Genomic DNA, 14,555 nt, shown 5'->3' with positions numbered 1-14,555 from the left:
GCCTCGGCCCGGCGCTCGTCGGCTCAGAGCTCGGCGTTATGGTAGACGTTCTGTACGTCGTCCAGTTCGTTGAGCATGTCGAGGAGCTTCTCGAAGGAGGCCACGTCGTCGCCTTCGACCGGCGTATGGGTCTGGGGCAGGAACTGGATCTCGTCGACCTCGAAGTCCAGCTCGCCGAAGGCGTCGATCAGCGCCTGCTTGGCCTTGGCGTACTCGGTGTGCGGGGCGAAGACGGTGATCTGGCCGTCTTCGTTCTCGATGTCGGTGACATCGACATCGGCCTCCATCAGCGACTCCAGCACCCCTTCCTCGTCCTCGCCGGCGAAGCGCAGGATCGCGCAGTGATCGAACATGTGGCTGACGCTGCCCGGCGTGCCGATCTTGCCCTTGCCCTTGTTGAAGGCGTTGCGCACGTCGCCGAAGGTGCGGTTGGGGTTATCGGTCAGGCACTCGACGATGATCATGCAGCTGGCCGGCCCGAAGCCCTCGTAGCGGGCCGGCGAGAAGTCCTCGCCGCCGGCGCCGGCGGCCTTGTCCAGCGCCTTGTCGATCACGTGCGAGGGCACCTGATCCTTCTTGGCGCGCTCGATCAGGCCGCGCAGCGTCAGGTTGCTGCTGGGGTCGGTCCCCCCCTGCTTGGCGACCACGTACAGCTCGCGGCCGTACTTGCTGTAGACCTTGGTTTTCGCGGCGGCCGTCTTGGCCATGGATTCCTTGCGGTTCTGGAAGGCCCTGCCCATCGTGTCATCCTGTTGCGTCGTGATCGAAGGAGAAATCTTACTGAACAACCGAAAGTGGTAACAGGGGTATTTGTGGCCGCAAGATGCCGCGCGGTTTCCAGACGATCACGGCAAGGGTCTGGTATCCTTGCCGGCCTCGTTTCTCCCGCTGCCAAGGATCGTCCCCCGTGTCCGATGCCACCTCCTTCGCGCGCCTGCCGCTGGCCGACGCGCTGCTGACCAATCTCGACGCGCTGGGCTATCACGCCATGACGCCGATTCAGGCGCGCAGCCTGCCGCCGATCCTCGACGGCCATGATGTGATCGGGCGCGGCAAGACCGGCTCGGGCAAGACCGCGGCCTTCGGGCTGGGCCTGCTGTCGCGGCTGGAGATCGCGCGCCTGGACGTCCAGGGGCTGGTGCTGTGTCCGACCCGGGAACTGGCCGATCAGGTGGCCGGCGAGCTGCGCCGCCTGGCGCGCGGCTTGCCCAACGTCAAGGTGCTGACCCTGTGTGGCGGCGCTCCCTTCGGCCCGCAGCGCGGCTCGCTGGAGCACGGCGCTCACCTGATCGTCGGCACGCCTGGGCGCGTCGAGGAGCATCTGCGCAAGGGCACGCTGTCGCTTGAGGCGCTCTCGACCCTGGTGCTCGACGAGGCCGATCGCATGCTCGACATGGGCTTCAAGGACGCCCTGGAGGCGATCATCGGCGCCGCGCCCAGGGATCGTCAGACCCTGCTGTTCAGCGCCACCTACACCGATGCCATTCGCCCGATCGCCGAGTCGCTGATGCGCGAGCCGGTCACCGTGGAAGTGGAATCGACCCACGACAGCGCGAGCATTCGCCAGCACTTCTACCGGGTGGCCGACGAAGACGAGCGCTTCGAGGCGCTGCGCCTGCTGCTGCTGACGCATCGGCCCGGCACCAGCGTGGTGTTCTGCAACACCAAGCGCGAGACCCGGGAAGTCGCCGAGGCGCTGTGCGAGCACGGCTTCAGTGCCCTGGCATTGCACGGCGATCTGGAGCAGCGTGACCGGGATCGTACCCTGGTGCTGTTCGCCAACCGGAGCGCCTCGATCCTGGTCGCCACCGACGTGGCCGCTCGCGGCCTGGATATCGACGCCCTGGATGCGGTCTTCAACTACGGCATCGCCCGCGAGCTCGAGGTGCACGTGCATCGCATCGGTCGCACCGGCCGGGCCGGGGAGAGCGGCATCGCCTGCACCCTCGTGGGCTCGAAGGAAGCCTTTCGGCTGGAGAAGCTCGGCGAGCGCCTGGGCGAGACCTTCGCCCCCGAGCCGCTGCCGTCTGGCCGCGGGCTCGATGAAACGCCCTTCGCGCCGCCGATGGCGACGCTGCAGATCGATGGCGGGCGCAAGCAGAAGGTGCGCCCCGGCGATATCCTCGGCGCCCTGACCGGCGAGGGCGGGCTCGCCGGCGAGGCGGTGGGCAAGATCAAGGTGCTGGATCGCAGCACCTTCGTCGCGGTGCGTCGGGAGCATGCCGAGGCGGCCCTCGACCAGCTCGCCCACGGCAAGCTCAAGGGCCGCTCCTTCCGCGCCCGTCGGGTGCGCCGCTGACGCGCCGGGGGAGATGAGGGGCCGGGCACGAATCTCGAGACAGGAGCACAGATGGCATCGCAAGGTACCGACAACACCCTCATCCTGCGCCTGGGGCATGAAGAGCTGATCATCCGCCGGCGCTATGAGGCGCTGAGCATCTTCAACGACGTGCTGATCGCGTTGTGGTTCCTGGCCGGCAGCATCCTGTTCCTGTATCCCAGCCAGGAGCATCTGGCCGTGTGGCTGTTCATCATCGGCAGTGCCCAGTTCCTGGTGCGCCCGGCGATTCGCCTGGCGCGCCACCTGCACCTCAAGCGCCTCCCCGACCCCCATGGGGGCGACTGACGCTCACCGGCGGCGTTCAGGCGGTCGGCACCTGGAGAGGCTCCAGTGTCAGCACGATGGCCACCGAGTCGCCGCCTTGCTCCCGGCGTTGCTCGATGAAGCCGAGCTCCTTGGCCATGCGGCGCATGGCCCCATTCTCCAGCAGTACCTCGCCCTCTACGCTGCTGATGCCCATACGGCGAGCGTGGTCGAGCATCGCCTGCATCAAGCAGTAGCCCAGCCCCGACTGCTTCATGTCGCTTCTCACCATCACCGCGAACTCGGCCCGCTCCTGGTCGGGATCGGCGATCAGATGCACGGCGCCGAGGATGCTCTCGGCCCCTTGGGGTTGTGCGACAAAGGCCATCTCGCGCTCGTAGTCGAGCTGGGTCAGGCGCGCGGCGAAGGCATGGTCGAAGCGCTGGATGGCGGCGAAGAAGCGCAGTCGGATGTCGTGGCGATCGGAGCGCCTGAGCATCTCGACCAGGGCATCCTCGTCCTCGGGGCGAATCGGCCGCAGCCGGTAGTGCTGACCGGCCTGGGTGACGATGTCGCGGGCGAGCTCCCTCGGGTAGGGGCGGATGGTCATCGGTGTACGCGGCCTGGCGGTGGCGCGCACCACCACCCGGGCATCCAGGGCGATCACTCCGCCGGCATCGGCCAGCAGGGGGTTGATGTCCAGCGAGACCACTCTTGGCAGGCTGACGACCAGCTGCGAGAGCTTGACCAGGGCCAGCCCGATGGCCTCGATATCGACGGCGGGGCGGTCGCGGTAGCCCTTGAGCAGCCGCGACACCCGGGTGCGCTCGATCATCTCCCGGGCTAGCAGGGGGTTCAGAGGCGGCAGGCCGATCACCCGGTCGCCGATCACCTCCACCGCCGTGCCGCCCTGGCCGAACAGGATCACCGGGCCGAAGATCGGGTCCTCGGCGACGCCCAGGATCAGCTCGAAGGCGCCGGAACGGCTGATCATCGGCTGCACGTTGACGCCCTCGATACGCGCCTCGGGGGTCGATTCGCGTACTCGGGCCAGCATGTCCTCGGTGGCGCGGCGCACGGCCTCACCGGAGGTCAGGTCGATTTGCACGCCGCCCACATCGGACTTGTGACTGATGTCCTTCGACAGGATCTTGACCACCGCCGGGAAGCCCAGCTCGGCGGCGAGGGTGGCGGCCTCCTCGGCGTCACGCGCCTGGCGGGCAGGCACCACCGGCAGCTCGAAGGCGGCCAGCAGGGCGCTGGCCTCGGGTTCGGTGAGCACCTCACGGCCCTCGGCGAGCACCGTGTCGATGATCGCATTGGCCGTGGCCGGGGCGTCGTCGGGCAGGTCCGTCACCGCCGGGGGCGTCTCCATCAGCAGCTCATGGTTGCGGCGGTATTGCCACAGGTGGCCGAAGGCCTGCACCGCCTGTTCGGGGGTGTCGTAGAAGGGCAGGTGGCGGTCGGCGAAGAGCCGTCTGGCGCGGGTGCCGGCGGCCTCGCCCAGCCAGCAGCTGAGCACCGGCAGGCGGCGGGTGCCCAGGGTATTGATCACCGCCTGGGCGGCCTCGAAGCTGTCGGCCACGGCGGTTGGGCAGTTGATGATTAGGATGGCGTCGGCGTCATCGGCCTCGATCAGCGCCTCCAGCGCCACCACATAGCGCTCGCCGGGGGCATCGCCGAGGATGTCCACCGGGTTGCCGTGGGACCAGGTGGCCGGCAGCCGGGTGTTCAGGTGCGCGAGGGTCTCGGGGGAAAGTGTGGCCAGCTGGCCGTTGCCCTCGGCGAGTTCGTCCACCGCCAGCACGCCGATGCCGCCGCCGTTGGTGAGCACCGCCAGCCGGTCGCCCTTGACCCGCACTCCGGAGGCCAGGGTGCCGACGGCCTGAAACAGCTCGTCGAGGGTCTGGACCCTCAACATGCCGGCGCGGCGGAAGGCCGCATCATAGACCGCATCGGCCCCGGCCATGGCGCCGGTATGCGATAGCGCGGCCCGGGCACCGTCATCGCTGCGTCCGGCCTTGATCACGACGACCGGCTTGTTGCGGGAGGCCATGCGCGCCGCGGACAGGAACTTGCGCGCCTCGCTCACCGCCTCGACATAGAGCAGGATCGCGTGAGTCCGCGGGTCCAGGGCCAGGTAATAGAGCATGTCGCCGAAATCGACGTCGCTCATCGCGCCCAGCGAGGCCAGGTGCGAGAAGCCGATGCCGCGGCTGACCGCCCAGTCGAGCATCGAGGTGGCCACCGCACCGGACTGGGTGACGAAGGCCAGGTGGCCGGGTATCGGCGCCACATGGGCGAAGCTCGCATTGATGCCGGCATGGGGCGCCATGATGCCCAGACAGTTGGGGCCGACGATGCGCATCAGGTAGGGTCTGGCGGCGTCCAGTACCGCCTGCTTGAGCGCCTGGCCCTCGGCATGATTGCCCTCGCCGAAACCGGCGGTGATCACCACCGCGGCGCGACAGCCCCGGGCGCCCAGCTCCTCGACAAGCCCCGGCACCGTGTCCGGCGGCGTACAGATCACGGCGAGTTCCGGGGCGATCGGCAGCTCGGCCACCGAGCGATAGTTGAGGGTCGAACGGATCGCGGTCTCATGCGGGTTTACGGTCATCACCGGGCCGGCGAAGCCGCCCTCGAAGAGGTTCTTGGCCAGCACCGCGCCCACCGAGCCAGGGCGGTTGCTTGCGCCGATCAGGGCGATGGAGGAGGGAGTGAACAGGGCATCCAGATTGCGGATCGACAAGGCGATCTCCTCCGGGCATGGGAAAAGGGGACCCGGCGATGGCGGGACTCAGCCTTCATGGTAGGCTAGATGCGCTGACATCAATGTGATCGGAGTCAAGTGCGATTGGCCGCCAGGGCCGATGCCCGGTACTCGGAATCGTTTTCTTTCTCCCACAAGAGCGCTGCCCATGCTGTTGGAAGGCTCCTGTCACTGCGGCGCGGTCACCTTCAAGGTGAACGCGCGCCACCCTTATCCCTTCAATCGCTGCTATTGCTCGGTGTGTCGCAAGACCGCCGGAGGCGGCGGCTATGCCGTCAACCTGGGCGCCGATGCCGACTCTCTGGTGGTCTGTGGCGAGGAGCATATCCGCGTCTACCATGCGGTGATCGATGGGGCGACCAGCCCCGCCGAGCGGCACTTCTGCCAGCATTGCGCCTCCTGTCTGTGGCTGCATGATCCCCGCTGGCCGGCGCTGCTCCACCCCTTCGCCTCGGCGATCGATACACCGCTGCCGCATCCGCCTGAGCATGTTCACCTGATGCTGGCGGCCAGGCCCGACTGGGTCGAGGTCGATGCCGGCCCCCGCGATCGCTGTTTCGACGGCTACCCGGACGAGAGCCTCGCCGATTGGCACCAGCGCCTGGGGCTCGAACGCTAGACTATGTCTGAAAACTGCCTGCGCTCGATCATGCCGCGTTAAAAATCAGCTTGTGTGCAAACCCGGTCAAAATGCTCTTTTTCACCACGTAAACTCCGCTTTTTCGCGGATTTTTGCCTTGCTTTGAGCTTCGCGCGCCGATTTTTCGGAAAAAGCCTAGGCGAGGCGCCTTCGCGCTGGCATCGCTCGGCATTAGCCGGCGGCGGCCACGGATGGGAGGTCAGCCTGGCGACGGTCCTTCAGGGGGCTGGCGCCGAAGGCGCGCTTGTAGTCGCGGCTGAACTGGGCCGTGCTGCGATAGCCCACCGCCTCGGCGGTCTGGCCGACGTTGAGGTCGTCGTGGCTCAGCAGCAGCCGCGCCTTGATCAGTCGCAGCCGCTTCAGGTACTGCAGCGGCGTGGCGCGGGTGACCTGCTTGAAGTGCTGATGGAACGACGAGACGCTCATGTTGGCCTCCCGGGCCAGGGCCTCGACCGTGGCCTCCCGGGTGACATCGGCATGCATCTGCGCCAGCACCCGGATGATCTGCGAGTAGTGGCCCTGATGATGCACCAGGGCTCGCAGCGCCGGGCCCTGATCGCCCTTGAGCGCCTCGAAGATAACCTCCCGCACCCGCGTCTCTCCCATCACCCGCGCATCCAGCGGGTCGCCCAGGGCGCGCAGCAGTCGCACCACCGCTTCCTGCATGCTGGCGGTCATCGCCACCGAGGCCATCGGCAGTGGCTCGCCCTCGGCCGGTGCGACGTCGAGGCCGCTCTCGAGCACCAGCTCGCTGAGCATCGCCGGGTCGATGCGCACGGAAAGCCCGAGCAGCGGCGCCTCGGGCGTGGCGAAGGTCTCGCACTCGAAGGGCAGCGGCAGGCTCTGGACCAGGTACTGGCCGGGGTCGTAGTGGATCTCGCGATCCCCGAGGTAGCCCACCTTGCGGCCTTGCAGGACGATCACCAGGCTCGGTTCATACATCAGCGGGGTGCGCGGCACCCGGTGGTGGCAGGCCATCAGCGAGACCCCGGGGACGGCGCCCGGTGTGAAGCCGTCGCGGTCGATCAGCGGTGTGATCAGCGCCATCAGGCGGGAAGAGAGCGACATGGGCGATGTCCTGTCGATGGTGAATCGGAGAGGGCGAGTCGGAGCGGGCGTCTGAAGCGGTCGGCTAGTTCGACCATTCTATTGTCTTGTGAAGATGGGATCATGTCGTTTTTGGCCAGAAAATGCGCTGTCTGCCATGATTATTTGGAGGAATAGGCAAAAATGGCGCAGGAACGTCTGTCGCGGTGCATCGGCGGGCAGCGCACAATGACCGACCTTATCGTGTGATGAACCCCATTTCTCTCAGGAGGACACGCAACCCATGAGCCATCAAGCCAACGCTTATGCCGCCCATTCGGCCGAGTCGGACCTCGCCCCGTTCAGCTTCGAGCGTCGCACCCCGCGCCCGGACGACGTGTCCATCGAGATCGATTACTGCGGCGTCTGTCACTCCGACCTGCACGTCGCCCGCAATGACTGGGGCTTCTCCCAGTACCCGATCGTGCCGGGCCACGAGATCGTCGGCCGCGTCACCGCGGTGGGTAGCGATGTCACCAAATATAAGGTCGGCGACGTGGTCGGGGTCGGCTGCATGGTGGATTCCTGCCGCCACTGCAGTGCCTGCGAAGATGACCTGGAGCAGTACTGCCTGGAAGGCATGACCATGACCTACGGCAGCCCGGATCGTCACGACGGTTCCCTGACGCAGGGCGGTTACTCCGATTCGGTGGTGGTCAGCGAGCGCTTCGTGGTCTCGATTCCCGACAAGCTCGACCCAGCCGTGGCGGCCCCGATCCTGTGTGCCGGCATCACCACCTATTCGCCGCTGCGCCACTATGGCGTCAAGGCCGGTGACAAGGTCGGCATCATCGGCATGGGTGGCCTCGGTCACATGGGCGTCAAGTTCGCCAAGGCGCTGGGCTGCGAGGTAACGCTGTTCACCCGCTCCGAGGCCAAGGTCGCCGAGGCCAAGAAGCAGGGCGCCGATCACGTCATCGTCTCCACCGATGATGAGCAGATGGCGGCCGCTGCCGAGCACTTCGACTTCCTGCTCGACACCGTGCCGGTGCCCCATGACCTCAACCCGTATCTGGCGACCCTCAAGTACGACGGGACCCACATCCTGGTCGGCCTGATGCAGGAAGTGGACCCGGCGCTGATGGGCGGCAACCTAGTGATGAAGCGCCGCGTGCTGGCCGGTTCGCTGATCGGCGGCATGGCGGAAACCCAGGAAGTGCTGGATTTCTGCGCCGAGCACGACATCACCTGCGACATCGAGATGCTCGACATCAAGAACATCAATGAGGCCTATGAGCGCATGCAGAAGGGTGACGTGAAGTATCGCTTCGTCATCGACATGGCCACCCTCAAGGATGCTCCGCCGGCCTGAGCCGATGAGGTGAGATAGCCACCAGCGACGACGCCCGCCCCTCCACCTGGAAGGGCGGGCGTTGTCGTCAATGTCCTGCCATTGAATTGCTGCCCGTCCCGGCGCCTGTTCGCGGGCTGGCGGCGCCGGAAGATCCGCTAGCCTGTGGTCATCACCTCGCTCAGGAATCTCTCATGTCATTTTTCCGTCTTGCCCTGGCCGGGTTGGCGCTGGGCGCGAGCGCCCTGACCGGTTGCGCCAACGAGCCCTATCCCGACTTCGCCGGGTCCTCGGCCTATCACCACCAGGCGATCCAGGGCGCCATGCTCGAGCAGGCGGTCGACTACAACCAGCCGGCACCCGGGGCCTATGGCCAGCAGGACAGCCTGGCACTCGAACCCTATCAGGATACCCAGACCATGATGTTGGAACTCGAGAGTTCGATGCGTAGCCTGGGGTATGATGACCAACCATAGACCGTCGTCCGGAGCGCCGGTCGCCCCTTTACCGTGGAGCACCGGCCAGGCGTTATGAAGATACCCAAGAGACTGCAACCGCTCGTCGACGACGGCATGATCGATGCCGTGGTCGGCCAGCTGATGAGTGGCAAGGAAGCCAACGTCTATGTGGTGCGCAGCGGCGATACCCTGCGCTGCGCCAAGGTCTTCAAGGAGGCCAGCAAGCGAAGCTTCAAGCAGGCGGTGCAGTATCAGGAGGGCCGCAAGGTGCGCAACAGTCGCCGCGCCCGGGCGATGGCGAAGAAGACCCGCTACGGTCAGCAGGAGCAGGAGTCGGCCTGGCTAAACGCCGAGGTGGATGCTCTCTACCGCCTGGCGTCGGCAGGCGTGCGCGTACCCACGCCGTATGGCTTCATCGACGGCGTGCTGCTGATGGAGCTGGTCGCCGATGCCGAGGGCAGTGCGGCGCCGCGTCTGGATGACTGCGAGCTGAGCGAGGCCGAAGCGCTGGCCTACCACGATCAGGTGATCCGCGAGGTGGTGCGCATGCTGTGTGCCGGCCTGGTGCACGGCGACCTCTCGGAGTTCAACGTCCTGCTCGACCCCACGGGGCCGGTGATCATCGACCTGCCCCAGGCGGTGGATGCCGCCGGCAACAACAGCGCGGCGATGATGCTGCGCCGCGACGTGGATCGCATGCGTGCCTATTTCGGCCGCTTCGCTCCATCGCTGCTGGACACCGAGTACGGCCACGAGATCTGGGCCCGCTTCGAGGCCGGCGAGCTCACCCCCGACAGCCCTCTGACCGGCACCTTCCAGCACGACACCACCCGGGTCGATGTCGACGACCTGATGGCGGTGATCGACGATGTCATCGAGGAAGAGGATGAGCGCCGGGAGCGTGCCTGGGACGAGTCGCAGGACTAGTGCCGGCTGGCGCCGGTGTCGCCACGTCACGCCGCGGACATGTGAGTCGGAGGCTCAACAGAATCGTCACCGCTGACTATGCTGAAGGGAGCGCCATGCACCACGCATGGCCATTCCAGGGGTGATCGCCATGTCCATGGAGCGCGTGACACACTATCTCGATGATCAGGGCGTCAAGTACGTCATCATGCAGCATTCCCCCGCCTTTACCGCGCAGGAGATCGCCGAGGCCATCCATGTGTCCGGCCGCCACTACGCCAAGAGCGTGGTGGTGAAGATCGATGGCCGCCTGGCAATGGTCGTGCTGCCGGCCAGCGATCAGGTCGATCTGTCTCGCCTGACCAAGTCCGTCGGCGCCAGCGCCGTCGAGCTGGCAAGGGAGGAGGAGTTCGAGGATCGCCTGCCGGGTTGCGAGCCCGGGGCGGTACCGCCCTTCGGCAACCTCTTCGAGATGGAGGTCTTCGTGTCGCCTCATCTCACCGCCGCCGACCTGATCGCCTTCAATGCCGGCTCGCATACCGACGTGCTGCAACTGCCCTATGCAGTATTCGCGAGGCTGGTGAATCCCATCGAGGTGGCCTTGTAACGAGGCCTTCTGGCCCCGTATGGCGTGGTTCGGTTAGGCAGTTCAGTCAGATGGCCCGCTAAGGTGGCGCCGGAAGATCGTTCAGCCCGCTAGCCGAGCCAGGCCACCGCCAGCCCGCCTACCAACGAGGCGACCATCGGCCCGGCCACTCGCCAGCCCAGTGTGGCACTGCCGATGGCACCCGCCAGCCCCGCCTTGACCAGATTGTTGACCGAGGCCGCCAGCACGATGCCGAGCACCGCGGTGGGGACCGCCAGGCCGTGGTCGGCCATCCGGGTCAGCGACAGGGTGATGGCATCCACGTCGGCGATGCCCGAGACCGCCGACAGCAGGTAGATGCCGGTATCGCCAAGCCAGCCGCGCAGCCACTCGCCGAGCAGCATCACCACCGTCAGCAGGGCGCCGAACAAGAGCGCCGGAGTGAGCTCCAGAGGATTCTGGGTGTGCGTCGGCTCCTCCAGCGTGGCGCCGTCACGGTGGGTGCGCCACAGCCATAGGGCCGGCAACAACAGCAGCGCCGCCATCACCGTCACCGGTGCGATCAGGGGGGCCAGCAGGGCCGGGTGGATCACCAGGCAATAGAGCAGGATGCGCGGGAACATGGTGCCGCAGGCGATCAGGATGCCGGCGGCCAGCAGGGGGCCGAGCCCCGGGGAGCGCCGCGATAGGCGCGCGAAGTGCAGGGTCAGGGCGGTGGAGGAACTCAGCCCGGCGAACAGGCTGGTGAAGAGGATGCCTCGGCGGGTGCCGCCCAGGCGCATGGCGAAATAGCCGACGAAGGAGATCGCCGCGATCATCACTACCAGCCACCAGATGGTGGTGGGGTTGATGGCGCCGCCCGGGCCCAGGTTCTGGTTGGGCAGCAGGGGCAGGATCACCACCGTGATCAGCAACAGCTTGAAGCCGGCATCCAGCTCGTGGCGCTGCAGCTTCTTCAGCAGGCCATGGATCTCGTGCTTGTTGTCGAGGATCAGGGCGGTGATCACGGCCGCCGCCGCGGCCAGGGCGGGATCGACGGCGACCGCGAGAGCGCCGTAGCAGAAGGTCAGCAGCATGCCGACCATGCCGGTGATGCTGTAGTTGGGGACCTCGCGGACCCGCGCCTGGTAGGCGATCAGGCTGGTCACCGCGACGCCGAGAAAGATCGCCGGGAAGGCCCAGGCGGTGATGCGCTCGGCGAGCAGGGCGGCGACGCCGCCGAGCAGGCCCACCAGGGCGAAGGTGCGGATGCCGGCGATGCGCCGACCGGCGGCCTCATCGCGAGCCTCCCAGCCCCGCTCCAGGCCGATCAGCGCACCCAGCAGCAGCGCCAGGGCCAGCCGGATGGCCAGGTGGTGGCTGGTCAGGAATTGCCGGGTGACCTCGTCCATGGACGCCCCTCCTCGCCGCCCCGCTCGGGGCACACAACTCGCCCCGAGGCGTTCGGCTTCGTCGCTGGCGATGCGATGCCAGCCATCGTTTATTAGATATTCAGTTATCAGAAACCATCGGCATCGGCACTGGTGCTTTTCAACGCTGGTTGTCCCGGTGCTGCCTTGTCTTGGGCGCGCTATCCGCTCTAGTGTCGAGGCGAGGCGCGGAAAAGTATGAGGCGTTCTTTCATTCCTTGGACGCCGCACTCCGCAGCCGTGCACCGACAATCACAACAATGACAATCACGGCGACGCACAGGAACCCGGCATGACCCAGACCCTCGCAGCAGAGCCCAGTGCCCCGGCCGAGTCCGACAACGAATCGCTATTCGCCCGTTTCATCGATGTCCAGAAGAGCTATGACGGCGTCAATCTGGTGGTGAAGGGCTTCAACCTCGATATCCGCCAGGGGGAGTTCGTGACCCTGCTGGGGCCGTCCGGGTCGGGCAAGACCACCTGCCTGATGATGATGGCTGGTTTCGAGACCCCTACCCACGGCGAGATCCTGCTCAAGGATACGCCGATCAACGGCCTGCCGCCCCACAAGCGCGGCATCGGCATGGTGTTCCAGAACTACGCGCTCTTTCCGCACATGAGCGTGGCCGAGAACCTGGCCTTTCCCCTCGAGGTGCGGGGCCTGTCCAAGGACGAGACCCAGCAGAAGGTCAAGCGGGCGCTGGATATGGTGCGCCTCGGTGACTTCGGCGACCGTCGCCCCGCCCAGCTCTCCGGTGGCCAGCAGCAGCGCGTGGCACTGGCCCGGGCGCTGGTCTTCGAACCCGAGCTGGTGCTGATGGACGAACCGCTGGGGGCGCTGGACAAGAACCTGCGCGAGGAGATGCAGTACGAGATCAAGCGCATTCACGCCGACCTGGGCGTGACCATGATCTACGTGACCCACGATCAGACCGAGGCGCTGACCATGTCGGACCGCATCGCGGTCTTCAACGACGGCGTGGTGCAGCAGCTGGCGAGCCCGGAGACCCTCTACGAGGAGCCCGATAACGCCTTCGTGGCCTACTTCATCGGCGAGAACAACCGCCTGGTCGGCGAAGTGGCCGAGCAGCACGGCAAGACCTGCACGGTCCGCCTGGACAGTGGCGAGACGGTGACCGCCATGTCGGTGGCCGTCGATGGCCCCGGCTCGCGCACGACGCTGTCGCTGCGCCCGGAACGGGTCTCGATCCTCCAGGGGAGTGACGCCGAGCGCTTCGATAACGTCTTCACCGCCCGGGTCCAGGAGGTGATCTACCTGGGCGATCATCTGCGCACCCGCCTGTCGGTGTGCGGCAACGACGAATTCATTCTCAAGACGCCCAATGCCGCCGGCCATGACAGCCTGCGGCCGGGTCAGGACATCCAGATCGGCTGGTGCAGCGTCGACTGCCGTGCGCTGGATGCCTAGGCAGAGTTCGGGGGAGGGGCCTCCCCCCGCAGGGGCGCCGTGGGCCGCGCGAGGCGTGGCAGCGCGGCATCATTCACAACGTCTCAATCGCTAAGTACCGACAAACTAAGTACCGGAAAACAAGTACCGCAAATCTAAGTACCGAAAAACAAGTACCGACAAACTAAGCACAACAATAAATGGAGAGTGTCATGTACAACGTCATGAAGCAGGCGGCCGGTCGTCGTTCGGTGGGCATCAAGCGCGCCTCGCTGACCCTGGTCGGCCTCAGTGCCCTGGCTGCGGCCGTCAGCGCCCAGGCCGAGACCCTCAATATCGTCTCCTGGGGCGGCGCCTACAGCGAGAGCCAGCAGAAGGCCTATCACGAGCCCTGGATGGAGAAGACCGGCGACGAGATCGTCAACATCGACCGCAGCGCCAATGGCCTGGCCGGGCTGCGCGCCCAGACTCAGGCCGGCAACGTGACCTGGGACCTGGTCGACATGCTGCCCTCCGATGCCCTGATCGCCTGCGCCGAGGGCCTGATCGAGCCCTTGGATCATGACGCCCTGCTGTCGGCAGCTCCGGACGGCACCCCGGCCACCGAGGACTTCCTCGCGGGCTCGCTGGGCGAGTGCTTCGTGCCCTCGATCGTCTACTCCAACATCGTCGCCTTCAACACCGAGATGTTCCCCGAAGACAAGCAGCCGAGCACCATCGCCGATGTCTTCGATCTGGAGAACTTCCCGGGCAAGCGCACCCTGATGCGCAAGCCGATCAACAACCTCGAGTGGGCGCTGGTCGCCGACGGTGTGGCGCCGGAAGACGTCTATGACGTGCTCGATACCGAGGAAGGCGTGCAGCGCGCCTTCGCCAAGCTCGACACCATCAAGGACCAGGTGATCTGGTGGCAGGAAGGCGCCCAGCCGCCTCAGCTCTTGGCCGACGAGGAGGTCGCCTTCGGCTCGGCCTACAACGGGCGGATCTTCAACGCCATGCTCAGCGAGGGCCAGCCCTTCGAGATCATCTGGGACGCCCAGGTCTTCGAGCTCGACGGCTGGGTGGTGCCGTACGGCAAGCTCGACAAGGTCAAGGACTACCTGACCTTCGCCACCGACACCCAGCGCCTCGCCGACCAGGCCCGCTACATTTCCTACGGCCCGGCCCGCAAGTCGTCCTCGAACATGGTCTCGACCCACGCCGAGACCGGCATCGAGATGACCCCGCACATGCCGACCTTCCCGCCCAACTTCGCCACCGCCATTCCCAAGAATGACGAGTTCTGGGCCGACAACAACGACGAGCTGAGCCGCCGCTTCGACGCCTGGCTCGCCATGTAAGACTCAGCGCCGCCTTCGGGCGGCGCACCGCTTTCCCCGTGCCTCGCCTGCGCGCCACGTCTGCCGTGACGCGAGGC

At 66.5% G+C, this 14,555-nt stretch carries 13 protein-coding genes; 9 read left to right on the top strand and 4 right to left on the bottom strand.

The annotated features are described in order from the left end of the window. Positions 1-23 precede the first annotated feature (23 nt). Entirely contained in the window at positions 24-740 is a 717-nt protein-coding gene (locus IEJ03_RS13500; protein ID WP_192035336.1) for a YebC/PmpR family DNA-binding transcriptional regulator, read from the bottom strand. Between the two features lie 167 nt (positions 741-907). On the opposite strand from IEJ03_RS13500, the gene dbpA reads away from it, so the two are divergent. Together dbpA and IEJ03_RS13490 are read left to right on the top strand one after the other, a co-directional pair. Further along, positions 908-2,299: an ATP-dependent RNA helicase DbpA gene (gene dbpA, locus IEJ03_RS13495; protein ID WP_242457980.1), complete on the top strand. Its 1,392-nt coding sequence runs from the start codon at positions 908-910 to the stop codon at positions 2,297-2,299. A 51-nt stretch (positions 2,300-2,350) separates the two neighbouring features. Further along, on the top strand, positions 2,351-2,626 hold the full coding sequence (locus IEJ03_RS13490) for a YrhK family protein (protein ID WP_192035334.1): 276 nt from the start codon (positions 2,351-2,353) through the stop codon (positions 2,624-2,626). A 16-nt stretch (positions 2,627-2,642) separates the two neighbouring features. On the opposite strand, the gene IEJ03_RS13485 is transcribed toward IEJ03_RS13490, so the two are convergent. Beyond that, complete coding sequence (locus tag IEJ03_RS13485; RefSeq protein WP_192035333.1) at positions 2,643-5,333, bottom strand: bifunctional acetate--CoA ligase family protein/GNAT family N-acetyltransferase; 2,691 nt, start codon at positions 5,331-5,333, stop codon at positions 2,643-2,645. A gap of 169 nt (positions 5,334-5,502) precedes the next feature. Here IEJ03_RS13485 and IEJ03_RS13480 point away from each other — a divergent pair, with 169 nt between their 5' ends. Then, entirely contained in the window at positions 5,503-5,973 is a 471-nt protein-coding gene (locus IEJ03_RS13480) for a GFA family protein (RefSeq protein ID WP_192035332.1), read from the top strand. Positions 5,974-6,165: 192 nt separating this feature from the next. On the opposite strand, the gene IEJ03_RS13475 is transcribed toward IEJ03_RS13480, so the two are convergent. Beyond that, the gene (locus IEJ03_RS13475; RefSeq protein WP_192035331.1) at positions 6,166-7,062 is read right to left on the bottom strand and encodes an AraC family transcriptional regulator N-terminal domain-containing protein; all 897 of its coding nucleotides are present in this window, start codon (positions 7,060-7,062) and stop codon (positions 6,166-6,168) included. Between the two features lie 262 nt (positions 7,063-7,324). Between IEJ03_RS13475 and IEJ03_RS13470 the strand changes: the two genes are divergently transcribed. The 4 genes from IEJ03_RS13470 to IEJ03_RS13455 all read left to right on the top strand — a co-directional run bounded on the left by IEJ03_RS13470 (position 7,325) and on the right by IEJ03_RS13455 (position 10,342). After that, positions 7,325-8,392: an NAD(P)-dependent alcohol dehydrogenase gene (locus tag IEJ03_RS13470; RefSeq protein WP_192035330.1), complete on the top strand. Its 1,068-nt coding sequence runs from the start codon at positions 7,325-7,327 to the stop codon at positions 8,390-8,392. Positions 8,393-8,565: 173 nt separating this feature from the next. Continuing rightward, the gene (locus IEJ03_RS13465; protein ID WP_192035329.1) at positions 8,566-8,847 is read left to right on the top strand and encodes a hypothetical protein; all 282 of its coding nucleotides are present in this window, start codon (positions 8,566-8,568) and stop codon (positions 8,845-8,847) included. Between the two features lie 54 nt (positions 8,848-8,901). Continuing rightward, positions 8,902-9,756: a PA4780 family RIO1-like protein kinase gene (locus IEJ03_RS13460; RefSeq protein WP_192035328.1), complete on the top strand. Its 855-nt coding sequence runs from the start codon at positions 8,902-8,904 to the stop codon at positions 9,754-9,756. Between the two features lie 106 nt (positions 9,757-9,862). After that, positions 9,863-10,342, top strand: coding sequence for a YbaK/EbsC family protein (locus IEJ03_RS13455; protein WP_242457979.1), 480 nt, complete (start codon positions 9,863-9,865; stop codon positions 10,340-10,342). 89 nt (positions 10,343-10,431) lie between these two features. On the opposite strand, the gene IEJ03_RS13450 is transcribed toward IEJ03_RS13455, so the two are convergent. Next, entirely contained in the window at positions 10,432-11,712 is a 1,281-nt protein-coding gene (locus IEJ03_RS13450; RefSeq protein WP_192035327.1) for an MgtC/SapB family protein, read from the bottom strand. A 310-nt stretch (positions 11,713-12,022) separates the two neighbouring features. On the opposite strand from IEJ03_RS13450, the gene IEJ03_RS13445 reads away from it, so the two are divergent. Further along, positions 12,023-13,159: an ABC transporter ATP-binding protein gene (locus tag IEJ03_RS13445; RefSeq protein WP_192035326.1), complete on the top strand. Its 1,137-nt coding sequence runs from the start codon at positions 12,023-12,025 to the stop codon at positions 13,157-13,159. Positions 13,160-13,350: 191 nt separating this feature from the next. Next, complete coding sequence (locus tag IEJ03_RS13440) at positions 13,351-14,478, top strand: ABC transporter substrate-binding protein (RefSeq protein ID WP_242457978.1); 1,128 nt, start codon at positions 13,351-13,353, stop codon at positions 14,476-14,478. The last annotated feature ends 77 nt before the right edge of the window (positions 14,479-14,555 follow it).

The organism is Halomonas sp. YLGW01 (genome assembly GCF_014840935.1).
In the GTDB taxonomy this organism is placed as follows: Bacteria; Pseudomonadota; Gammaproteobacteria; order Pseudomonadales; family Halomonadaceae; genus Onishia.
The sequence above is the reverse complement of the archived record's forward strand: the minus strand, read 5'-3'. Positions and strand labels throughout refer to the sequence as shown.